The 23088-nt window shown below is 63.2% G+C and carries 22 protein-coding genes; 16 read left to right on the plus strand and 6 right to left on the minus strand.

The genetic code is table 11. The features are described from left to right. Nucleotides 1-56 precede the first annotated feature (56 nt). Complete coding sequence (locus tag LB569_RS17145) at nucleotides 57-773, plus strand: response regulator (protein ID WP_140705060.1); 717 nt, start codon at nucleotides 57-59, stop codon at nucleotides 771-773. Next, nucleotides 770-2179: an ATP-binding protein gene (locus LB569_RS17150; protein WP_224693308.1), complete on the plus strand. Its 1410-nt coding sequence runs from the start codon at nucleotides 770-772 to the stop codon at nucleotides 2177-2179. Before LB569_RS17145 ends, LB569_RS17150 begins: the two co-directional genes overlap by 4 nt. A gap of 19 nt (nucleotides 2180-2198) precedes the next feature. Here the strand turns inward: LB569_RS17150 and choV are convergent, their stop codons facing one another. The 3 genes from choV to LB569_RS17165 all read right to left on the minus strand — a co-directional run bounded on the left by choV (nucleotide 2199) and on the right by LB569_RS17165 (nucleotide 5302). After that, nucleotides 2199-3380: a choline ABC transporter ATP-binding protein gene (gene choV, locus LB569_RS17155; protein ID WP_224693309.1), complete on the minus strand. Its 1182-nt coding sequence runs from the start codon at nucleotides 3378-3380 to the stop codon at nucleotides 2199-2201. Next, entirely contained in the window at nucleotides 3377-4231 is an 855-nt protein-coding gene (gene choW / locus LB569_RS17160; RefSeq protein ID WP_140704754.1) for a choline ABC transporter permease subunit, read from the minus strand. Before choW ends, choV begins: the two co-directional genes overlap by 4 nt. Before the next feature lie 135 nt (nucleotides 4232-4366). Then, a complete protein-coding gene (locus tag LB569_RS17165) occupies nucleotides 4367-5302 on the minus strand; it encodes a choline ABC transporter substrate-binding protein (RefSeq protein ID WP_140704752.1) in 936 nt (311 codons plus the stop codon). Nucleotides 5303-5564: 262 nt separating this feature from the next. On the opposite strand from LB569_RS17165, the gene LB569_RS17170 reads away from it, so the two are divergent. The 10 genes from LB569_RS17170 (at nucleotide 5565) to LB569_RS17215 (ending at nucleotide 17245) form a co-directional block, all read left to right on the plus strand. After that, nucleotides 5565-6176, plus strand: coding sequence for a thymidine kinase (locus LB569_RS17170; protein ID WP_140704750.1), 612 nt, complete (start codon nucleotides 5565-5567; stop codon nucleotides 6174-6176). Nucleotides 6177-6306: 130 nt separating this feature from the next. Then, nucleotides 6307-6696: a c-type cytochrome gene (locus LB569_RS17175; RefSeq protein ID WP_224538830.1), complete on the plus strand. Its 390-nt coding sequence runs from the start codon at nucleotides 6307-6309 to the stop codon at nucleotides 6694-6696. A 319-nt stretch (nucleotides 6697-7015) separates the two neighbouring features. Continuing rightward, on the plus strand, nucleotides 7016-8104 hold the full coding sequence (locus LB569_RS17180) for a hypothetical protein (protein WP_224693310.1): 1089 nt from the start codon (nucleotides 7016-7018) through the stop codon (nucleotides 8102-8104). Nucleotides 8105-8143: 39 nt separating this feature from the next. Continuing rightward, nucleotides 8144-9289 carry a hypothetical protein gene (locus tag LB569_RS17185; RefSeq protein WP_224693311.1) on the plus strand — a complete coding sequence of 382 codons (1146 nt, stop codon included), beginning with the start codon at nucleotides 8144-8146 and terminating at the stop codon, nucleotides 9287-9289. A gap of 48 nt (nucleotides 9290-9337) precedes the next feature. After that, nucleotides 9338-10129 (plus strand): Fic family protein, encoded by a 792-nt coding sequence (locus LB569_RS17190; RefSeq protein WP_224693312.1) that lies wholly within the window; start codon nucleotides 9338-9340, stop codon nucleotides 10127-10129. Nucleotide 10130: 1 nt separating this feature from the next. Beyond that, entirely contained in the window at nucleotides 10131-12041 is a 1911-nt protein-coding gene (locus LB569_RS17195; protein ID WP_224693313.1) for an AAA family ATPase, read from the plus strand. Between the two features lie 101 nt (nucleotides 12042-12142). Next, nucleotides 12143-12559, plus strand: coding sequence for an endonuclease domain-containing protein (locus tag LB569_RS17200; RefSeq protein WP_224693314.1), 417 nt, complete (start codon nucleotides 12143-12145; stop codon nucleotides 12557-12559). 109 nt (nucleotides 12560-12668) lie between these two features. Next, entirely contained in the window at nucleotides 12669-13973 is a 1305-nt protein-coding gene (locus LB569_RS17205; RefSeq protein ID WP_224693315.1) for a DUF6638 family protein, read from the plus strand. 103 nt (nucleotides 13974-14076) lie between these two features. Then, the gene (locus tag LB569_RS17210; protein WP_224693316.1) at nucleotides 14077-15201 is read left to right on the plus strand and encodes a DUF2333 family protein; all 1125 of its coding nucleotides are present in this window, start codon (nucleotides 14077-14079) and stop codon (nucleotides 15199-15201) included. 364 nt (nucleotides 15202-15565) lie between these two features. Continuing rightward, the gene (locus LB569_RS17215) at nucleotides 15566-17245 is read left to right on the plus strand and encodes a formate--tetrahydrofolate ligase (protein ID WP_224693317.1); all 1680 of its coding nucleotides are present in this window, start codon (nucleotides 15566-15568) and stop codon (nucleotides 17243-17245) included. Between the two features lie 67 nt (nucleotides 17246-17312). Here the strand turns inward: LB569_RS17215 and LB569_RS17220 are convergent, their stop codons facing one another. Next, nucleotides 17313-17957 carry a cysteine hydrolase family protein gene (locus tag LB569_RS17220; protein ID WP_224693318.1) on the minus strand — a complete coding sequence of 215 codons (645 nt, stop codon included), beginning with the start codon at nucleotides 17955-17957 and terminating at the stop codon, nucleotides 17313-17315. A 125-nt stretch (nucleotides 17958-18082) separates the two neighbouring features. Here LB569_RS17220 and LB569_RS17225 point away from each other — a divergent pair, with 125 nt between their 5' ends. Next, a complete protein-coding gene (locus LB569_RS17225; RefSeq protein WP_224693319.1) occupies nucleotides 18083-19078 on the plus strand; it encodes a GlxA family transcriptional regulator in 996 nt (331 codons plus the stop codon). Between the two features lie 18 nt (nucleotides 19079-19096). Here LB569_RS17225 and LB569_RS17230 read toward each other — a convergent pair whose 3' ends face one another. Further along, nucleotides 19097-19654, minus strand: a complete 558-nt coding sequence (locus LB569_RS17230; protein WP_224693320.1) for a sugar O-acetyltransferase — start codon at nucleotides 19652-19654, stop codon at nucleotides 19097-19099. A gap of 190 nt (nucleotides 19655-19844) precedes the next feature. On the opposite strand from LB569_RS17230, the gene LB569_RS17235 reads away from it, so the two are divergent. The 3 genes from LB569_RS17235 (at nucleotide 19845) to LB569_RS17245 (ending at nucleotide 22523) form a co-directional block, all read left to right on the plus strand. Continuing rightward, nucleotides 19845-20492 (plus strand): glutathione S-transferase family protein, encoded by a 648-nt coding sequence (locus LB569_RS17235; RefSeq protein WP_224693321.1) that lies wholly within the window; start codon nucleotides 19845-19847, stop codon nucleotides 20490-20492. A gap of 181 nt (nucleotides 20493-20673) precedes the next feature. Next, nucleotides 20674-21135 carry a DUF4126 domain-containing protein gene (locus tag LB569_RS17240; RefSeq protein WP_135915173.1) on the plus strand — a complete coding sequence of 154 codons (462 nt, stop codon included), beginning with the start codon at nucleotides 20674-20676 and terminating at the stop codon, nucleotides 21133-21135. Between the two features lie 11 nt (nucleotides 21136-21146). After that, nucleotides 21147-22523 carry an FAD-containing oxidoreductase gene (locus LB569_RS17245; protein ID WP_224693468.1) on the plus strand — a complete coding sequence of 459 codons (1377 nt, stop codon included), beginning with the start codon at nucleotides 21147-21149 and terminating at the stop codon, nucleotides 22521-22523. 3 nt (nucleotides 22524-22526) lie between these two features. Here the strand turns inward: LB569_RS17245 and LB569_RS17250 are convergent, their stop codons facing one another. Next, nucleotides 22527-22928 (minus strand): MarR family winged helix-turn-helix transcriptional regulator, encoded by a 402-nt coding sequence (locus LB569_RS17250; RefSeq protein WP_411970235.1) that lies wholly within the window; start codon nucleotides 22926-22928, stop codon nucleotides 22527-22529. Nucleotides 22929-23088 lie beyond the last annotated feature (160 nt).

Below are 23088 nucleotides of genomic sequence, written 5' to 3' on the forward strand. Positions count from 1 at the left end.
CTATCGTGTGGCTCACCGGCCAGGAAATGCCTGGCCGACAACCTGACAGGGCAGCTGTGAAATCCGATGCGCATATACTGATCGTCGATGACGACAAGGGCATCCGCGACCTGCTTCAGGAGTTCTTCCAGAAGCGAGGCCTGCACACTTCGGTTGCCGCCGATGGCGACGAGATGGAGGCCATCCTGCGCCGCGCGCAGGTGGACCTCATCGTGCTCGACGTGATGCTGCCCGGCAGGAGCGGGCTGGAATTGTGCCGCGACCTGCGCGCCCAGTATACGACGCCGATCATCATGCTGACCGCCGTCACCGAGACGACGGACCGCGTCGTCGGGCTGGAGATGGGCGCTGACGACTATGTGCCCAAACCTTTCGATCCGCGCGAATTGTTGGCCCGGATCCGCGCCGTGCTGCGGCGCAATGGCGCCGCCGAGCCCAAGCGCGCCACCACCAAGCAGATTTACCATTTCGCCGGCTGGACCATGGACTGTTCGCGGCGCCGGCTGACCGCGCCAGACGACGTCAGGGTCGAGCTGACCATGGCCGAGTTCAACCTGTTGCAAACCTTCGTCAAGAGCGCGGGTCGCGTGCTGACCCGCGACCAGCTCATCGAACTGTCCGGCGGCGACAGCGATTATTCCTTCGATCGCAGCATCGACATCCTGGTCAGCCGGCTGCGGCGCAAGATGGAAGACGACCCCAAGACGCCCAAGCTGATCCTCACCGTGCGCAGCGGCGGCTACCAGTTCCTGCCCGAAACGACCTCCGAATGAGACGTTTCCTGCCGCAGACGCTGCCTGTCTGGGTGCTGCTGATCGTCATTGCAGGCCTGCTGATCAGCCAGGTCGCGACCCTCTATATCGTGTCGCGCGACCGCGCCGCCGCCAATGACGTGGTCGACCTCTACCGCCTCAACGACCGCGCTTTCTCGCTGGTGCAGCTCATGCATGACGCCACGCCGGAGGAGCGCAAGGCGACGGCGACCGGCCTGTTCAATTCCACCTACGCGCTCACCGTTTCGGACACGCCCGCCGTTACCTCGTCGATCGCCGGCGACGACGAACTGGCCGAGCTAGAGGACATCCTCGTCGGCCGGCTGTCCAAGTTCGGCATCACCGACGCGCGCGTGCGCCGCGACCCTGCGACGCGCGAAGCCGACGATGCCGGCGGCGCCGCGCCCGGGCCCGAGATCGGCCAGGTCGAGCGGGACCTTCTGGTGCTGGCCGCCGATTTCGCCCAGAGCGACAAGCTTACGGCCTCGCTGCGCTTCGCCGACGGCCAGTGGCTGAATTTCACCGAACCGATCACACCTGTCGGCCCGATCCTGAGCGTCGACAGCCTGCCGCTCTATGGGCTGATCGCCGGGCTGGTGGTGATCATGTCGATCTGGTCGCTGCGCCGGCTGACCGCGCCTTACCGGATGATGGAAACCGCCGTCAACCGGATCGGCAACGACCTCAAGAGCCCGCCGGTCACCGAGAGCGGCAGCCGGGAGGTGCGCGCCGCCGCCAGGGCGATCAACGCTATGCAGACGAGGCTGCGCGAATATGTCGAGGACCGCGAACACCTCGCGGCGGCCCTTGCGCACGACCTGCGCACGCCGATGACGAGGATGCGGCTGCGCCTGGAGCTGCTGCGCAGGTCACCGGCGCGCGAAGCGCTCGCCCACGATCTCGCCGACATCGAAAGCATCGCCAGTTCGGTGATAGACTTCGCCAAATTCGAGGTGACGGAAGAGAAGGCCGAGAGGATCGATTTCTGGTCGCTCGTGGAATCGATCGCCGACAGCTACGACGCCGTGTCCTTCGACAATGACGACACCCGCTCGCGCGGCCTGATCTGCATGGCGCGGCCGGTGGCGCTCAAGCGCTGCGTCACCAATCTGGTGCAGAACGCCGTGACTTACGGAAAAATGGCGCATCTCAGCCTCAGCCGCTCGGACGGCACCATTACGCTGGCCATCCGCGACGAGGGGCCGGGCATACCCCAGGCCCAGATCGACGCCGTCTTCGGCTCCTTCGTGCGCCTCGAACAGTCCCGAAACCGCCAGACCGGCGGGCTCGGGCTCGGGCTGACCATCGCCCGCAACATCGCACGCGCGGCGGGCGGCGAAGTCCGCCTGTCCAATCACCCGCAAGGCGGGTTGCTGACCGAGCTGAGGCTGCCGCTGGCGGCGTAGGCCTTATCGCTTGAGGCCTCTACCGCCGCAGCACCGCACTCAGCACATCCCTGATGCCGATCGCGCCGACGAAGCGCGACTGATCGTCGAACAGCGCCACGGGCGCGGTCTGCGAGCGGTGCATGGCCAGCATCACCGTCTTCAGCGAGGTGCCCGGATTGGCCCAGAATACCTGCGCCAACTCCTCCGGCTGACCCTCGACATCGGCGCAGGACACCCATACCGCCGGTTTGCCGTCGCGCTCGGCCGCCGCCACCAGCCCGTGCTCGTCGATCTTGAAGCGCGTCGTCTTGCGCCGGTCGAGCCACACCCAGCCATCCGTGCCCTGTTCGAGGTCGCGGCGGTCGCGCATCACATTCCAGGCGGTCAGCACCGACAGCGGATTCACATTGGCGATGAAGTCGCGGACATAGTCGTTGGCGGGGCGCAGCACGATGTCTTCCGGCGCGCCGGTCTGGACGATGCGGCCGCCCTCCATGATGGTGATGTGGCTGCCGATCTTCAGCGCTTCCTCGAGATCGTGGCTGACGAAGATGATGGTCTTCTTCAGTTCCGCCTGCAGCTGCAGAAGTTCGTCCTGCAGCTTGGTGCGGATCAGTGGATCGAGCGCCGAGAACGGCTCGTCCATCAAGAGGATCGGCGCCTCGGTGGCGAAGGCACGCGCCAGGCCGACGCGCTGCTGCATGCCGCCCGAGAGTTCATGGGCGTATTTGTTCGACCACTGGTCGAGGTTGACCAGCTTGAGCTGCCGATGCACGCGCTCCTTGCGCTCGGCGTCCGGCACGCCGGCGAGTTCGAGGCCGAGCCCGACGTTCTCCTCCACCGTGCGCCACGGCAACAGGCCGAACTGCTGGAACACCATCGCTACCTGCTTCTGGCGCAGGCGCCGCAGGGTCGGCTCGTCGCAGGTGACGACGTCGACCGTGCGGTCGCCGTCCTTGACCAGCACCTGGCCGCGCGACACCACGTTGAGCCGGTTGACCGCGCGAAGCAGCGTCGACTTGCCGGAGCCCGACAGGCCCATCAGCACCGAGATTTCGCCTTCATGCACTGTCAGGCTGGCGCCGGCGCAGCCCAGCACATTGCCGGTCTTCTCGAGGATTTCGGCGCGCGTCGCACCCTTGTCGATCATCGCCAGCGAGCCGGCCTGGTCGGCGCCGAAGACGATATCGACATTCCTGAAATCGACGGCGACGGTCATTTCTTGCCTCCAACGCCAATGCGCGTCATCCGGTCGAGCACGATGGCAAGCACGACGATTGCCAAGCCCGCCTCAAGTCCGAGATCGATGCGGCGCGAGCCGAGCGCCCGGTTGATCTCGGTACCGAGGCCGCCGGCGCCGATCAGGGCGGCGAACACCACCATCGACAGCGACAGCATGATCGACTGCGTCAAACCCGCCATGATGGTGGGCAGTGCCGAGGGCAGCTCGACCTTCCACAACAGCTGGCTCTTGGTGGCGCCGAAGGCCTCGCCGGCCTCGATGATCGACTTCGGTACCGAGACGACGCCAAGATGGGTAAGCCTGACCGCGGTCGGGATGACGAAGATGATGGTGACGATGAGGCCTGGCGCATTGCCGAGGCCGAACAGCGTCAGCACCGGGATCAGGTAGACGAAGGTCGGCAGCGTCTGCATCAGGTCGAGCACCGGCAGCATGATGCGGTAGACCTTCGGCTTGTGCGCCGCCCAGATGCCGAGCGGCACGCCGATCGCCATCGCCGCCGCCGCCGCCGCCACGACCAGCACCAGCGTCTGCACCGTCTGTTTCCACAGGTTCTGATTGATGATGAAGATCAGGCCGAGGAACACGCCGATGGCGAGCGGCCGCGAGCGCTGCAACAGCCAGGCGACGACGGCGATCACCAAGGCGAGCACCACCGGCGGCACCATCAGAAGGATGTTGACCAGCCCGTCGAGCAGGAAGTTGAGGCCATTCGAGAAAGCCCTGAAGACGGTGTCGAAATTGTCGGTGAGGAAGCCGAAGAACGCCTTTCCCCAGGCCCCGATCGGGATCTTGTGATCGACCATGAATTTGGAAATCGGATCCATCTCACCCCTCTTGTGCCAGAGCTCTGCCTTCGGCCCCGTACTGTCGCGACATCATCTTGTCACAGGATACGAAAAAGGGCAGCCTTTTCCACAATGGCTGCCCTCTGTTTCGGTCACGCCGAAATCACAGTCGGCTCAGCTTCCGAGCGCGGTCTTGATTGCCGCCGCGGCGTCGCCACCGTCGAAAGTGGTGACACCCTCAATCCAGGGCTTCACGGCGTCCGGGTTCTTCTTCAACCAGTCGGTCGCCACCTTGTTGGCATCGCTGCCCTTGAGGATGGCGTCCATCATCTCGCCTTCCATGTCGAGATTGAACTTCAGGTTGGTGATGAACTTGCCGACATTCGGGCACTCGGTCGTGTAGCCCTTGCGCACATTGGTCGAGACGGTGGCGGCACCGAAACCGCTGTCGCCCATGCCGTCGAGATAAGTGATCTTCATGGCGCCCATCACCGGATGCGGCGTCCAGCCGAGGAAGGCGATCCACTCATTGCTCTTCATCGACTGCTCGGCCTGCGTCAGCATGCCGGCCTCCGAGGACTCGACCAGTTCGAACCCGTCGAGATTGTCCTTCGGGTTCTTGATCATGTCGAGGATGATGCGATTGCCGTCATTGCCGGCCTCGATGCCGTAGATCTTGCCGTTGAACTTGTCCTTGAACTTGCCGAGGTCGGTCAGCGACTTGACGCCGGCATCCGCGACATAGGTCGGCACGACGATGCCGTAACCGGCGCCGGCCAGGTTCTGGCTGACGGTCTCGACCGAACCGTCGGCCGTATAATCCTTGATGTCATTGGTCATCGACGGCATCCAGTTGCCGAGGAAGACGTCGAGGTCCTTGTTCTTCAGCGACGCATAGGTCACCGGAACCGAGAGCTGGATCACCTGCGGCTCGTAGCCGAGCGCGGTGAGCAGCACCGAGGCCAGCCCGGTGGTGGCCTGGATGTCGGTCCAGCCGACATCGGAGAGACGCACCGCCTTGCAGCTTGCCGGATCGCCGGCGAAGGCGGCGCCCGTGGACAGGAAAGCCGCCAAGCCAAGGCCGGCGACGAAGGAATTCATACGCGACATCTGTATTCTCCCATTTCGATTCTTTGGCGAAGCGAAGTTACGGTTTTTGTGCCCGCCTTGTTTCGTCAGCCAAACACCATTCTGGAGTGGTTTCAAGCGCTAAGACAATCACGATCAACGGCGCTGGCTGGCCCATCAGCGACACCGCTGACGCTTTCCATGTCTAGCCCAAGTGCGATCCGCCCCGGCAACGGCGGCTTTTTCGGGGGAATGCGGCGCCGGCCTCTCCCCGCGGGACGAGAAGTCGGCTTAAAAGAGCGTCATGGCCAAGCTTTACTTCCACTACGCGACGATGAATGCCGGCAAGACGACAATGCTGCTGCAGGCGTCCTACAATTACCGCGAGCGCGGCATGGAGACGATGCTGTTCGTCGCCGGCCATTATCGCAAGGGCGACACCGGCCTGATCTCGTCGCGCATCGGGCTGGAAACGGAAGCCGAGATGTTCCGCGACGGCGACGACCTGTTCGCCCGCGTCGCCGAGCATCATCAGCGCAGCGCCGTGCACTGCGTCTTCGTCGACGAGGCGCAGTTCCTGGAGGAAGAGCAGGTCTGGCAACTCGCCCGCATCGCCGACCGGCTGAACATTCCCGTCATGTGCTACGGCTTGCGCACCGATTTCCAGGGCAAGCTGTTTTCCGGCTCGCGAGCGCTGCTGGCAATCGCCGACGATCTGCGCGAGGTGCGCACCATCTGCCGCTGCGGCCGCAAGGCGACCATGGTGGTGCGCCTCGGTCCCGACGGCAAGGTGGCCCGTCAGGGCGAACAGGTGGCGATCGGCAAGGACGTCTATGTCTCGCTCTGCCGCCGCCACTGGGAAGAGGAAATGGGCCGCGCGGCACCCGACGACTTCATCGGTTTTGTCGGTGGTTGACACCAAACCCCGCTGGATCCCGGCATCGGGTAGCCGGCTGCCACCTCTGGCGGTCGCGCCATTCTATGGTGCCTTTGTTAAGGTCGGCGCCCTATTTTCCGCCCTCCGCCAGAGCTCTCCGGGGTCAGCCATGCTTCGAGCCGTCTTGTCCGCCAGCCTTCTTCTCCTTGCCACGTCCGTTGCCGCCCAGGCCGGGGGTGATCCCGTGCTGGGTAAACGTGTCTTCAACCGGTGCATGGCCTGCCATGAGGCGGCGACTGACCGCGACAAGGTCGGCCCGCATCTGATGGGCGTCGTCGGCCGCACGGCGGGGACCGCCGAAAGCTTCCTCGGCCATTATTCGGAGGCGATGAAGAGCGCGGGTGCCGCCGGTCTCGTCTGGGACGAGGCAAATCTTGCCGAATACCTCAGAGCGCCCAAGCTGAAGGTGCCCGGCAACAGGATGGCCTTTGGCGGCCTGACCAATGATGACGACATCGCCAATGTCATCGCGTATCTGAAGGCCGATCCCAAGCCCTGAGCGGACGCCGTTCGTCGTCAGACGACCCGGCCTGGCCCGCGTGCCGTCGCTGCAAATGGTCAGTTGTTGTCGAATTTCAGAACCACCCGCTTCAGTGCGAACTGATTGCTTTGCCGGCATGAAAGTTCAAAATCAACTGAACCAGGCTTGGCCGGCCAGTTGATCACGCCATGACCACGGCTCCATTGCCTTTCAAGGGTTCGGGCGGATATTTTGTTTTCGCGCGGTCCTTGTCTTCACGTCTTTCAATCCCCTGATACCCCACATATATTCGCCGCTGTTCGCAACCAGCGAGCGGAAGCCGAAGCGGGAGGCCCCTATGGCGACATTGCAGAATTTCGATGCCGAAATTGCCAAGACCAAGCAGGTCGTCCAGGATATGCGCACCAAGATCGAGCAATCCGGCACCGTGCTCGACACGCTCGCCACCGCTGACAAGAAGATCGGCGACGCCAATTTCGACATCGAGAACGCCCGCATCGAGGATGTGCTGAAGCAGCAGAAGGTGATGGAAGGCAACATCGCCGACCTGATCATCGGGCTTGAGGACGCCACCAACGTCTTCGGCGCCGAGTTCGAGAGCATGAAGAACTATACCGGCTGGGAAAACTTCGTCGGCGTCTTTTCGGCGCAGCGCAAGCAGCGCATGCGCACCGACCGCGTGCGCAACATGTCGCTCGCCGGCAATCTGCAGGAACTGCTGGCCAAGTCCGACACCATCGTCGGCATATTGAAGGCGCAGAAAGAGGTCCTCGACCAGCGCTACAAGACCTCCGAGGCCAGCCTGTCGCAGGTCATCGAGCGCCGTAAGGTGACGATGACCAACCTCGAAACCGTGCAGAAGCGCATCGAGGAGCTCAATCCGATGCTGCTCGACATCGAGAACAAGATAGCCGCCTCGACCAGCCAGAAGGACCGCACGCAGCTCGAAGGCGAGCGCTCCAAGATGGCCACGGAATACAATGAAAAGCAGGCCAAGGAGCAGGAACTGCTGGCCGAAAGCCAGACGCTGGAGCGCTACACCTCGATGTTCCAGACCTTCGTCGATTCGCTCAACAACCAGATCGCCGCGCAGTCGACGCTGATCAACAAGCTGACCATCGATACCGAGCAGCGCATCGTGCTCTACAAGGCGCTCGAGGATTCGCTGAAGACCGCCGCCCAGCAGGATGTCGCCCACAAGATCAACACGCTGGGCAGCCAGGTTGACAACACCGCCGAGGAAACCATGGCCGGCATCGGCGCCGCCTCGCAGAAGCACATCGGGGACTTGCTGGAGATGCACGAGAAGAACATGGTGGCCAGCGCCGACATCCAGCGCCGCAAGAAGCTGGCCGACGATGCGTTCGCCCGCCGCTTCGACGAGGTGCTGAAGAAGCACAATTCGGCCAATTACGTGCAGTCATAATTGCCGCACGCACCGGTGCGACAATCCAGGGCCAATAGCATGACCTCCGAAAACGACGCGGCGGCGCGGTATTTCTCGGCGATCACGGCCGCCCTCAGCGGCCTTGAAGTGTTCATGCGCGACGACCGCTCGCCGCTTTACCGGCACGGCATCGTCGCCAAGATCGTCGCCGAATACATCGCCCGGCTCGACAGGTCCTTCTCCTGCTGGCGCAACCGGCTGGGCTTCATGGACACGTTCCGCATTTCGCGCGCCGAAAGCGGCTACCCGGTGTTCCAGAACCTGCTCGAACTGGAAAACGACCGCCGCCAGGCGGACAGCCGGCTTGCCAACATTCCCCAGGCCGGCGAGCTGCGCGAGGAGATGGCCGACTTCATCCTGCGCCACAAGGAATTCCCCGAGGCGCTGCAGAAATCGATGGCCGAGCGGCTCTATCTCGAGGACGTCAAGAGCGAGCAGACTTTCGGGCCGTTCACGCTGGCGCAGACCGCCAAGGTGTCGGTCAATCCGAAGACGGCGCGGCCTTATTATCTGGTCCACTGGGCGACCTTCGACGGCAGCGCCAACCTGCCCTTGATCTACATGGTGACGGTGGAGGATTCCTCCGAAAGCATGGTCAGCCAGCTTGTCGACCGGAGCGGCAAGCTCAACGACAAGGTCGACATTCCGCTGCCGGTCGACGGCCTTCTCAACCCCGAGCTTGCCCATCGCTTCGACGATTTCACCGAGAAGAATTCGGCCTATACGCTGTCGCCGGCGACGATCGCCGTCAATCTCGACAAGGATTTCGAGCCGCTGCACCCCAAGCAGTTGCGGCGCGTCGTGCTCGGTCCCTTCTATTCGGCAGGCATCACCGACAACAATTCGACGGTGACGGAAGTGCTGGCCAAGGTGCGCAAGCCCGAAAACGCCTGGCTTTTGACCTGGACCATCCAGGAGGTCTATTCCAAGGGCGAGAAGCCCGGCCGCAAGGGCCTGTTCTCCAGCGAGAAGACCACACAGGAATTCTTCATCAACACCGATGACCTGGAAGCCGCGCGGCAGGGCGTATCGAGCTACGAGAATCATGCGCTGATCCCGCACGAGGCCTACCAGGCGCTTTACGCCGCCGGCGAGGCGCAGAAGATTTTTGCCGGCTACAAGGTTCACATCCTGTCGAATGGGCAGGTGATATCGGATGTTTAGGAACCTTGTTTGTGTCATTGAAAGCCACGCAACACCGAGGCGCCAACAATGACCGCCGCGGCTAGCATCTCCAGCAAGAAGCGGCAGCTCGATGCGCTGAAGAAGAGAGTGCGGCCTGGCGCCCTGGATGGCCTGGAACACAGCCAGCGTATCGACATAACGTACACGTCGAACGCCATCGAGGGAAACACGCTGACGGCGGGCGAGACGGCCCTCGTTCTGGAAAAAGGCATCACGATCAGCGGCAAGCCGCTCAAGGATCACCTCGAGGCCATCGATCACGCACGCGCCTTGAGTTGGGTACTCGAGATCGCTTCAAAGAACCATCATCCGATCATGGAGGCGGACATCCGCAATCTTCATCATCTGGTCGTGGCGAATTCCAAGCCGGAGATAGCCGGCCAATACGCCGACAGCGCTCGTTACGTGAATACGAATGTCGGCGTATTCAATTTTCCCGCCCCTGTGGAGATCCCGGCACTGATGGAAGCTTTTTGCCGGTGGTTGAGCGCTGCGCCCAGCACGCCACGAACTGCCTTTGAAGCTCATCGGCGTTTTGTCGCCATTCACCCGTTCAATGACGGCAACGGACGTACAGCGCGCCTTTTGATGAATCTGGTGCTGGCGCGAGGCGGCTACCCGCCGGTAGCGATCCGACCGGAAGATCGCCCCGATTACATTGCCGCGCTTGAGATCGACCAGAGCGGCGGCGGGCACGTCGCTTTCGACAAGCTGCTTTTCGAAAGGCTGGATCAGACTTTGGACATATACCTGGACGCGGCGCGTCAGGCGCAGGGTCCTTCCGCGGAAGCCGGGAAAATAATCCCGATGAGGAGCTGACATGGACACCGGCCTGACCACAATCCCGGAAGCGGCTGTTGAAAAGCACCGCGCCACGGCGCAGAGCTTCATCACCCGCATTGTGGTGCTGGAGGATCCCGCGCGCGAGTCCGGTACAGCGCTTGCCGGCACCAACCGCCGCTTCGTGTCCACCGTCTCGGTCGGCTCGGTGCGCCGCACGCGTGAGGTCGAGCTGTCGAAGACCGTCGGCGCCGTCCATCCAGACGATCAGTTGCTGACCATCTCGCAGCACACGCTGCTTTTCCGTGCCCGGCGCGGCACGGCGATCGCGCTGGCGGTATCGGATGTCTTCGCCGAGGGCTCAGATCTCGAAAGCCTGCAGGCGAAAAACACCCGCGCTCCGCTTGAGGGCGACGAGGCGTCGACCTTCAAGAAGCTGCTGTCGGCTTCGGCCTATATCTCGGCCTTCAGCCTTGCGTCCTATCTGTTCCAGCTCATCGACAGCGACGGCGAGGCACCAAACGATATCCCCGAGCCGGATTTCCTGTTCGACACGCCGCAGGATGCGGTGAAATCGATCCTGGCCGGTCTCGACAAGGCGATAGCGGGCTCGACGAACGACACCGACCTGATGACCCGTGCGCGCGCCTTCGCCCGCGTCGCCATCGACGGGCTTCTGGCGCGCAAGGGCCGTTTCGACGGCATCGGCCCATTTGAGAGCGCCCACATCCGCATCGATGCCGACGACTTCACCCTCGACGGCTTCGACGTCGCGCCCGGCAAGCGCTCCAAGCCGCTGGTGATGACCTTCAAGAAGCCGGAAGAGGTCGTCGGCAACCACATCGCCAAATACCAGTCGGTCAAGCTCGCCAAGATGCTGATGGCCTATGATTTCGAGCGCGAGCTGAACCCGTTCGTCGAGCTTGGCGGCTTCCTGTTCACCTTCATCGGCGACGGCGCGCCCGGCACCGGCAAGACGACGCTGATCCAGATGATCGCCGGTCTCGTCAACGGCTACTGCCAAGTCGCCGGCTATCCCTTCGCCTATGAGAATTTCGGCGTCGACCAGATCTCGTCCTACCAGGGCAAATCGGGCCAGAACTGCCGCCAGTTCATCAACAACGTCCTGAACCCGCGCGTCATCGGCTTCGGCACCATCGACGACATCGACCAGGTCGCCGCCAGACGCTCCGACGACCGCGCCTCGGCCGGCCAGCAGGAGATCACCGGCGTGCTGATGGACGCCTTCGCCGGTGCGGGTACGGTGGTGCGCGGCAACTGCTCGTTCGGCATGTTTTCCAACTATCCCGAGAATGTCGACGACGCGCTGCGCCAGCGCGCCGGCGCCCGCTGGGTGGTCGACGGGCCGCAGACCCGCGACGACTATATCGACATCTTCGTGCTGCTCGCCGGCAAGAACCATGAGATCCCTCTGGGCAAGCACGAGCTCTACGCCGCGCAGGAAATCCAGCGCGCCGTGACCGAGGCCTATGAGGAGCATGAAAAGCCCCAGGAGGACGGGCTGATGCGGGTCTATGAGCGCTACATGAAGGAAAACGGCGCGCCCAAGACCATGGCCGACATCGGCACCTACCTGCATCTGATCAAGGACGCCGAACCGCGCTTCACCGGCCGCGCCATCAAGAACGTCACCGACGCCATCAAGATGCGCGCCATGGACATCGAGCTGCCCGACGACTGGTTCGAGAAGCCGGAAGCCTTCATGCACAAGAGCTACGACGACAAGAAAGCGATGATCGAGGAACTGCGCGGTCCGTTCTCGCTTGCCATGGTCATGCAGGAGATCAACCGCTACGCAGACAGCGAGTTCCGCTATTCCGACAAATCCGACGATGCCGCGGTGGAAAAACTGCTGCGCGACGCAAGACTGCGCGAGCGGGCGGCGCGCGAGATGGAAGAGATGAAGAAGAAGGGTCTGTGGAATGCGTGAATTTGATCCGTTGCCCGCGTGTGTTGAAAAGTGTGGCTCGAACGCTGATGCCCCCCTCTCCCCGTCCTTCACGGGGAGAGGGTAAGGGTGAGGGGCAGCGCATGCGTGGACCAGAAATCACGACGACGAAACGGGCAAGGCGTCTGCGGCAATCGGATAATGATGCCGAAGGCGCACTTTGGCTTGAGCTGCGCGATCGTAGACTTAACGGCTATAAATTCGTGCGACAGTTTCCGATAGGAAGCTACTTCGCTGACTTCGCATGCCGGGAGTGCCAGCTAGTTATCGAGGTTGATGGGAGCCAGCATGCCGGCAATAAATATGACCAGACTAGGGATCGCTTCATCGTTTCGCATCGCTGGTCCATGCTGCGGTTTTGGAACGTTGACGTCTTGAAGGATCGGGAGGCCGTGCTGGAAACTATATTGGCGGCCATTGAACAGCGCTTGGACCGCAATATTGACACGCACGAAATTCGATTTATTGCCGCCGAAGGTTACGGGGAGACATATCTTTGACCGTTGGCGCTGCCCCTCACCCTTACCCTCTCCCCGTGAAGAACGGGGAGAGGGGGGCGTCCCCGTCCGCACCTAGTCTCCCGCCGAAATGTACCCTGCGCGCGCACATATGACCCACGCCAAAAAACCCGACCTCCTGCGCGACAACGAGCTCATCTACGGCCGTCTGCTCACCGTCGACGAAGCCCATCTCATCGAGCGCTACAACAAGGCGCTGGCGGCTTTTGGCCTCAAGCCGACCAAGTTGAAGAGCTTCCAGATCGACCGCACCGGCTTTTCGCCCGAAGTGGCCGAGGAGTGCGGCGACTACGACTATCTCGATCCCAACGAGGTCAACCGCCGCTTCATCATCCTGACGCCGTCGCAGATCGACCTGCCGGTGGTGCACACCGCCTTCTCCAACACCTCGCAGCTGATGTTCGAGTTCATGTCCAGGAACCAGCGCGCCATCGATGCGCTGACCATCAAGGACGTCATCTACGGCGAGATCGAGGATTCCGTTCCCAAGGTCAACGACATCGAGGACCTGCTGTCGATCAACCAGGTCGAGTTCAAGGTGCTGTCGGCGGAGGACGTGCTTGGCAAGGCCGCCGAACTCGGCAAGCTGGTCGACCGGCTGAAGCAGGAGCCCGACGCCTGGCGCGACAACGCCATGCTGACCCGCATGGTCGAGCTCGCCAAGGTCTGCGGCGACATCCGAGAGAACGCGCTGGTGCCGGACCAGGTGATCTTCCGCCACAACGCCTACTGGACCAGCCATTTCGGCGGGCTCTACGTGTTCGTCGATCCCGACATGACGACGGTGATCAGCGATCCGGCGGCCCCCGGCTTCCGTCGCTCGCGGCCCTGGCAGGTGAGCTATCTCTCGATCAAGGACGCCGACAAGGTGTTCAAATTCCTGGCCGCCACCGGCCGCATCGAACTGCCGCGCGCCTCCTGGGTCGAGGCCTCGGGCTATCTCGAACACCGCGCCGAGATGGTGGTGCGCGCGCTGATCCGCGACGCCGAACCGAACCGCAATCTGACCGATGTCGACAAGGTGTGGTTGCAGACCTGGATCCAGAGCCATGCCGACCTGATCACCAGGGACGGCGATTTCCCATTCCTCAACGCCGCCAAGCGCGAGATCGCCCAGCTTGGCCACCTCAAGATCGAGGATGTCTTCCCGCAGCAGCGCTTCCTGGTGATCCGCGCCAAGCCGGACCATCCCGACGCCTGGCTGACCAACCGGCTGATCTCGGATTTCGTGCCGTCGGACTTCGTCTCGCGCTACATCTTCAACAAGGACGGCTTCTACAAGGACTATGACGGCTTCAGCGACGCCTGGCGATCTCATGTTGTGGACGTTCTGAAAACCACATATTTGAAGGACAAGGTGGCGTTTCGTACACGCCTCTACGGCCTGACCGACTAGAACGAAATGAACCGTCATTGCGTTCTAACTTGTTGTTTTGGTGCAGGATGTTATCCAAAAAGTCCGCAACTTTTTGGCATCGTGCTGAGGGGGTGACATTGCCATGCTCGATCCGATCGTGAATTTCTTCACCCGGATTTTCCAGTGGATCGGCCGCGGCATCGGCCTTCTGATCGGCGCGATCCTGTGGCCCTTCATGTGGGCCGGGCGCTGGTACGGGCAGCGCGGCTGGATCCTGAAGGCCGTGGTCGGCCTGGCCGTTTTGGTGCTGATCGGTCTCTACGCCAACTTCTTCTACGCCACCCAGTGGTGGAACAGTTTCAACCCGAACTATCCCGACAGCTATACGTTCGAGAAGCGCAATGTTTCGGCCGGTGAGCAGGTGGCCGCCGGCACCGGCACGGACACGGCCAAGACCTGCGGCAACTCCGGCATCGCCCAGGTGGCGGCGGATCTGACTGACTTCAACGTCAACCAGAATGCCTGGATTTCGTCGATGATCCTCTACAAGCTCGGCCTGTTCGGCATCGACTGGGACAACACTCCGTGGATGGACAACAAGGCCTCTTTCCAGCGCGGCATCAACCAGGCGGTGCGACGCACGGCGACCGAGCTTGCCGACAATCTCGGCCGCGTGCGCACGACCTCGCAGATCGACGCCGACCTGCAGGACGCGCGCGGCAATCTGCAGTTCGACGAATACACCTGGTATTTCGGCGTGAGCCCGTTCGGCCCGAAAACGCCGACGCCGAGCTATTATCGCGACGCGGTGCGCAAGCTGCGTTCGTTCAACGCCCGGCTCGCCACCTGCCAGGCCACGTTCGATGCCCGCGCGGACAATCTGAAACAGTATATCGACCGCATCGCCAGCGACATCGGCTCGACCTCCGCCATCCTCAAGGAGCGCGCCGAGAACCACAACAATGGCTGGTTCGACACCCGCGCCGACGACCGCTACTGGTTCGCCTATGGCCAGCTCTATGCCTATTACGGCCTGATGAAGGGCGCCCAGGCCGATTTCGAGGACGTTCTCAAGGAAAAGCACCTGCAGAGCCTCTGGGATACGATGGACGCGCAGTTCGTGTCGGCCCTGCGTATCCAGCCCTTCATCATCGCCAACGGTCGCGAGGACGGCTGGCTGCTGCCGACCCATCTGACGACGATGGGCTTCTACATCCTGCGCGTGCGCTCCAACATGGTCGAAATCAGCAACGTGCTGACGCAGTAACGGCATTCGCGGTCAGCGACGGCCAATGCATGTTGCCCAAAATCGTCCAGGTTTTGGGAGGACGACATGCATGGGAGATGGCGAATTTGCGCCGTCGCGTCTGTCGCATTCCGTGCATTGTGCGGCTGTTTTGAGACGGCGGAAGCGCCCTTGCTCTGGCTTCTATACGGCGCGGCAAGCGGAGCCAGAAAGAACCGGGACAGGTCGGCCCACCGCAGAGGAATTTTCTCTATAGGAAACATAGTTGCATGAAAGTTGACGCAACCGCAGCGACAGGGTTAGATGCCCGCGCGTCCGGTTCCAGCCTTCTTGCAAGTGACATCAACCCCGTCCCCTCCATCGTCCAATCCAGAGGAAAGCCGTCATGGCCGAAGTGAAGTCCGACATCGAGATCGCGCGTGGCGCCAAGAAAAAGCAGATCCAGGAGATCGGCCAGAAGATCGGCATCCCGACCGAGCATCTGCTGCCCTACGGCCACGACAAGGCCAAGATCTCAGCCGAGTTCATCAAGTCGGTGAAGGGCAATAAGGACGGCAAGCTGATCCTCGTCACCGCCATCAACCCGACGCCTGCCGGCGAAGGCAAGACCACCACCACGGTCGGCCTCGGCGACGGCCTGAACCGCATCGGCAAGAAGGCGATCGTCTGCATCCGCGAGGCCTCTCTCGGCCCGAATTTCGGCGTCAAGGGCGGTGCCGCCGGCGGCGGCTACGCGCAGGTGGTGCCGATGGAGGACATGAACCTCCACTTCACCGGCGACTTCCATGCCATCACCACGGCGCACAATCTTCTGTCGGCGCTGATCGACAACCACATCTACTGGGGCAATGAACTCGGCATCGACACCCGCCGCGTGGTGTGGCGCCGCGTCATGGACATGAACGACCGGGCGCTGCGCGAAATCATCTGCTCGCTCGGCGGCGTCGCCAACGGTTTTCCGCGCGAGGCGGGCTTCGACATCACCGTCGCCTCGGAAGTCATGGCCATCCTGTGCCTGTCCACCGACTTGAAGGACCTGGAAAAGCGCCTCGGCGACATCATCGTCGCCTACCGCCGGGACAAGTCGCCGGTCTATGCCCGCGACCTCAAGGCCGACGGCGCCATGGCTGTCCTGCTCAAGGACGCCATGCAGCCCAATTTGGTGCAGACGCTGGAGAACAACCCGGCTTTCGTGCATGGCGGCCCGTTCGCCAACATCGCGCATGGCTGCAACTCGGTCGTCGCCACCACCACCGCGCTGAAGCTTGCCGACTATGTCGTCACCGAAGCCGGCTTCGGCGCCGACCTCGGCGCTGAAAAGTTCTTCGACATCAAGTGCCGCAAGGCGGGCCTCAAGCCGGCAGCGGCCGTCATCGTCGCCACCGTGCGCGCCATGAAGATGAATGGCGGCGTCAAGAAGGAAGATCTCGGCAAGGAAAACATCGAGGCGGTGAAGAAGGGCTGTGCCAACCTCGGCCGCCACATCGAGAACATCCGCCAGTTCGGCGTGCCGGCGGTGGTCGCCATCAACCATTTCTATTCCGACACCGACGCCGAAATCCAGGCGATGAAGGACTATGTCGCCTCGATGGGCGAAGAGGCGATCCTGTGCAAGCACTGGGCCAAGGGCTCCGCCGGCGTCGAGGAGCTCGCCAACAAGGTGGTGGCGCTGGCCGAATCCGGCGCCTCGCAGTTCGCGCCGCTCTATCCCGACGCCATGCCGCTGTTCGAGAAGATCAACACCATCGTCCAGCGCATCTATCGCGGTTCGGAAGCGATCGCCGACAAATCGGTGCGCGACCAGCTCAAGGCCTGGGAAGACGCCGGCTACGGCAATCTGCCGGTCTGCATGGCCAAGACCCAGTACTCCTTCTCGACCGACCCGAACCTGCGCGGCGCGCCGACCGGCCACACCGTACCGGTGCGCGAGGTCAGGCTTTCGGCGGGCGCCGGCTTCGTCGTCATCATCTGCGGCGAGGTCATGACCATGCCCGGCCTGCCCAAGGCGCCGTCCTCGGAAAAGATCTTCCTCAACGAGGCCGGCCAGATCGAAGGCCTGTTCTGATCTTTTGTCCCGACAATTGAAAAAGGGCGCCGCATCGCCGCGGCGCCCTTTTTGTTTGCGGATCGCCCTACGCGGCGCTGCGCGCCAGCGCCCGCTGGTTGGAGGCATAGATGGTGTCGCGCTCCGGCAGCGCGCCGGTCTTCAGGCAGTCGATCCATTCGGCGGTCTTGAGCACGGCGGCGAAACGCGACTGCAGGATGATGCTCACCACGCGATGGATCTCCTCCGCCGAGGCGTAGCCGGCGCTGTTGGCATAAGGCACCGAACCGGTGGCGTCGGATAGGAACTCGACGGCAAAGCCCATATGCACGGCATGGATGATGGTCGACAGGTCGCAATTATGCGTCATGTAGCCGACGACCGCGATCGTATCGACAGCATTGGCGCGCAGCCAGGCCTCGAGGTCGGTGCCGGTGAAGGCACTCGGCAAATTCTTCTCGACATAATGGTCGCGGCCACGCCTGGCGATTTCCGGATGCAGTTCGCCGCCATGGCTGCCCCTGGCGAAGATCGGCGATGTCTCGGGCGCCATCTGCTTGACGACCACGACCTTGATGCCTGCCGCCGACGCCGCATCCATGGCGCGCGCCACATTGACGACGCTGTCGCGGAACGCGGGGTGCTGGATGGCCAGATTGCCGCCATCATAGTCGTTCTGGACGTCGATGACGACGAGCGCGCGGCGCGGCGTGGTGTTGGCTGGGTCAGACATGATGTTTTCCTTCCGGCTTGAATGCGATGGCCGAAAATAGGCCGGTCGATGAGCGATCAAAAGTGGCCCGATTGACATCATCCGAAAGAATTGGGACAATCCACCTTCCCTCACTGGAAATGCCAATGAACGCCCCGACCATTGCCGTACTTGCCTTCGACGGCATCAGCCCTTTCCATCTCTCCGTGCCTTGCCTGGTGTTCGGCGCCGATCGCACCAGCCTCGGCCTGCCGCGCTTCGACTTCCGCGTCTGCGGGGTCGAGAAAGGCCCGTTACGGACCGATGCCGGCCTGGGCATCCTGGTGCCGTATGGGCTGTCCGCGCTCGACGACGCCGACATTGTCATCATCCCGAGCTGGAAGGATCTCGAAGCCCCTCTGGCCGAACCGCTCGAGGACGCGCTCGGCCGCGCCCACCGGCGCGGCGCGCTGATCGTGGGCCTGTGCCTCGGCACCTTTGCCATCGCCGCGGCCGGCCTGCTTTCGGGCCGGAAAGCGACCACCCATTGGGCCTATACGGACCAGTTGCAGGCCCTGCATCCCGAGGTTTCGGTCAACGCCGATGTGCTCTATGTCGATGACGGCGACATCGTCACCTCTGCCGGCGTCGCCGCCGGGCTCGACTGCTGCCTTCACATCGTGCGCGCCCGCTATGGCGCGGAGGCGGCGCTGCGGCTCGCCCGGCACGTCGTGCTTTCGCCGCACCGGCAGGGCGGACAGGCGCAGTTCATCGAGCGTCCGGTGGCAAAAAGCGCCAAGGCCGACCGCTTCACCGGGGCGCTCGACGCGGTTCGCGCGACGCTGGGCGAAACGCACAGCCTCGACAGCGTCGCCGAAGCCGCCGGCCTGACACGGCGCACCTTCAGCCGGCGCTTCCAGAAATCGATCGGCACCAGTTTTGGCGACTGGCTGACCAGCCAGCGGGTCGAACTGGCGCAGCGCTTGCTGGAAGCGACGGAGAAATCGATGGACATCGTCGCCTTCGAAGCCGGCTTCGGCAGCGCCACCTCGCTGCGGCAGCATTTTTCGGCGCGGCTCAGGACCTCACCGGCGCAATATCGCCGCGAGTTTTCCGGGCGAGCCGGCCGGGACGAGGGCACGACGCTCGCTTTGTCGCATTGATTGCCGACCTAAGTCTCCTCAGCCGCGTTTGACCGGCCGCGCCGGATTGCCGACCACGGTGGTGTTCGCCGCCACGTCGCGCGTCACCACCGCTCCGGCGCCGACGATTGCGCCCTCGCCGATGCTGACGCCGCCCAGGATGATGGCACTGCCGCCGATCCAGGCATTGTCGCCGATCGCGACCGGCCTGGCGATCTCCAGTCCCGCCTGCCGCCCTGCCGGCTCCCTGTGGTGCTCGGCGCAGTAGATCTGCACATTGGGGCCAAGCAGCGTACCCTTGCCGATGAGCACCGAAGCGGTGTCGAGGATGGTGCAACCGGCATTGAGGAAGACACCGCTGCCGAGAAACAGGTTGAAGCCGTAGGCGCAGTGGAACGGCGCTTCTATGCGGGCGCCCTCCCCCACGCCGCCGAGCAGTGCCCTCAAGGCCGGTCCGAGGTTAGCGCGCTGGCGGGGCGGCAGGATGTTGTGCTCGAACACCGCGTCGCGCGCCGTGGCCCGCAACGCCTCGAGTTCGCTATCGAGGCAGGTGTACCATTGACCATCGGCCATTTTCGCGCGTTCGCTCTCAGCCATGGCAGTCCCTCCGTTTGACGTCATTGCCAAAGCACAGCTGACGCGAACAGAAAAGCGCGGAGGCAGGTGTTAGGCCGTCGCGATCCGCGCCCAGGGACAAAAATAGTTGAAGATCGCTGTCGATTTCCCGGTAACTCATTCGTCCTCGATAGGAGCCGAAGAACTTCGCCCGAGCAAGGAAACGGATACGATGACGATCACGATCACGGCGTTTGAGCGATCTCCCGATGGCGGTAAGGGACTGGCGCGCGATACCCGCGTTCGCTGGGCGCTCGAAGAAGTGGGGCAGCCTTACGAGGTTCGCTTTGTTTCCTTCGCGGGAATGAAGGCGCCGGAGCACTTGGCCATTCATCCTTTCGGCCAGATCCCCACCTATGAGGAAGGGACCCTCTCGCTGTTCGAGACCGGCTCGATCGTCTTTCATCTCGCCGAGCAGCATGCGGGGCTGCTGCCGAAGGAGCGCAATGCCCGCGCCCGCGCCATCACCTGGATGTTTGCCGCACTGAACACCGTCGAGCCGCCGGTCCTCGAATTGACCACGGCAAGGATATTCGAAGCCGACAAGCCTTGGAGCGAGCAGCGCTTGCCGCTGGTGAAGGACCGTGTTCGCGACCGGCTCGACAGGCTCTCGACCTATCTGGGCGCCGACGACTGGCTCGATGATGCGTTCAGCGCCGGCGATCTGTTGATGGTGTCGGTGCTGCTGCGACTGAGACCATCGGGTATTCTGGACGAATATCAGAACCTGGCCGCCTATGTCGCTCGTGGGGAAGCTCGACCAGCTTATGTCAGGGCTTTTGCCGCGCAATTCGCGGTCAACGCTCCATCAGCCAGCTGAAACATCGGTTGATGGATTAGCCGAGCAGCTTTGAGGTAGCAACAAGTGCTTGACCATTGCTTGGCGCTTCCAGCCTGGCCAAGCTTCGCGTCCTCATGAGTCTCCGGCCTAGCCAAATATCCGGCCTATGGTAGCCTGCCGTTTCAGGGCCGTTCCGGCCCGGGATCGAGGGGGATCGACCATGCTTTACATTCTCGCACTTCTGATCGGCGTCATTGCCGGCCTGCGCGCCATGACGGCGCCCGCCGCCGTCGCCTGGGGCGCCTATCTCGGCTGGCTGCCGGTCGCCGGCACCTGGGCGAGCTTCATGAGCCATTGGGCTGCTGTCGGCATCTTCACCATCCTGGCCATCGTCGAACTGGTCACCGACCAGTTGCCGTCGACGCCAAGCCGCAAGGTGCCGCAGCAGTTCGGCGCCCGCATCCTGCTCGGCGCCTTCTCGGGCGCGGTGATCGGCGCGGCCGGCGGCGCCACCATCGTGTGCCTGATCGCCGGCGCCATCGGCGCGGTCATCGGCACGCTGGGCGGCGCCGAAGCGCGCGGCCGTCTGGCGGCCGCCTTCGGCAAGGATCCGCCCGCCGCCTTCATCGAGGACGCGGTTGCCATCATCGGCGGCCTGCTGATCGTGGCGGCGGTGGCATGACGGCCCAGACCTTGAACACGAAAACCTTCGACGCCATCATCATCGGCGCTGGCCAGGCCGGTACGCCATTGGCGGGTCGGCTGACGGCCGCCGGCATGACCGTGGCGCTGATCGAGCGCAAGCTGGTCGGGGGCACCTGCGTCAACACCGGCTGCATCCCGACCAAGACAATGGTGGCAAGCGCCTATGCCGCGCATCTCGCTCGCCGCGCCGCCGATTATGGCGTGACGCTCGGCGGTCCGGTCGGCGTCGACTATAAAGCGATCAAGGCGCGCAAGGACAAGGTGTCGGGCGCCTCTCGCACCGGGCTCGAGACCTGGATCGCCGGCATGGACAAATGCACGCTCTATCGCGGCCATGCGCGCTTCGAATCCGCCAACACGGTGCGTGTCGGCGAAGACCTTTTGACCGCGCCAAAAATCTTCCTCAACACCGGCGGCCGCGCCTCGGTGCCCGACCTGCCCGGCATCCACGACATCGACTATCTGACCAACTCCTCGATGATGGATCTCGATGTTCTGCCCCGCCACCTGATCGTCGTCGGCGGCAGCTACATCTCGCTCGAATTCGCGCAGATGTTCCGCCGCTTCGGCTCGGACGTCACCGTCATCGAAAAGAGCCCGCGCCTGACCGGCCGCGAGGACGAGGACGTCTCGGCGGCAATCCTGTCGATCCTCGAAAATGAAGGCATAACGGTCCATGTCGGCGCCGACGACATCGGCTTCGCCAGGCAAGGCGCAGATATCGCCGTGACCTTCTCGGCCGGCAAGGCGCCAGCCGTCGGCTCGCATGTGCTTTTGGCACTCGGACGGAACCCAAATACCGACGACCTCGGCCTCGACAAGGCCGGCGTCGAGGTCGACAAGCGCGGCTTCGTCACGGTCGACGACCAGCTGCGCACCAGCGTGCCAGGCATCTGGGCAATGGGCGATTGCAACGGCAAGGGCGCGTTCACCCACACTTCCTACAACGACTACGAGATCGTCGCCGCCAATCTGCTGGACAGCGATCCGCGCAAAGTCAGCGACCGCATCGAGGCCTATGCGCTCTATATCGATCCGCCGCTCGGCCGCTGCGGCATGACCGAGACGGTGGCGAGGAAATCCGGACGCCGCGTCCTGGTCGGCCAGCGGCCGATGACCCGCGTCGGCCGCGCCGTCGAGAAGGGCGAGACGCAAGGCTTCATGAAGATCATCGTCGATGCCGACACCAGGGAAATCCTCGGCTGCTCGGTGCTCGGCCCCGGCGGAGACGAGGCGGTGCATTGCGTGCTCGACCTGATGTACGCCAAGGCGCCGGTCGACACGCTGGCACGCGCCGTGCACATCCACCCCACGGTTTCGGAGCTGTTGCCGACGATAGCCCAGGAGCTGAAGCCGCTGGCCTGAAACCTATTTCCCGGCTTCCGGTCCAGTCAGCTTCATCTCCAGGCGGCCGAGCAGCAGCACGGCCCCTTTCAATTCGTCGGCGCCGACATCGCTCAGCAGGTCGGCGCGCAGCACCGCCAGCAGGCGCTCGATCTCGGTGACGCGGCTGCGCCCGGCATCGGTCAGCGACAGGATCTTGGCGCGCCGGTCGGCGGCGTCCTCCATGCGCCTTACCAAGCCCTCCTCGACCAGCAGATCGACGATGCGCACCAGCGACGGCCCTTCGAAGCCGAGATGGTCGGCAAGCACCCCCTGGCGCAGATTGTCGCCAAGCCGCGACAGCATCACCAACGGCATGGCGGTGGCATGCGACAGGCCGCAATCGTCGAGCGCCTTGTCGGCCGCGCGGCGCCACAGCCTCGCCACTGATATAACGAGTGGGCCAAATCTGGCTCGATCCGGGTCTTGCTTGGGCATGACGGAAAAGATAACATGCTATCTATTAGGTTGCGATAAAATTCTTTTCACTGGCGAAGCCCCCGTCGCCACAACCGGACGCCGACGACCGAGCTCCAAGATCGCCCTG

Origin of the sequence: Mesorhizobium sp. BH1-1-4, from assembly GCF_020165665.1 — a bacterium.
GTDB lineage: Bacteria > Pseudomonadota > Alphaproteobacteria > Rhizobiales > Rhizobiaceae > Mesorhizobium.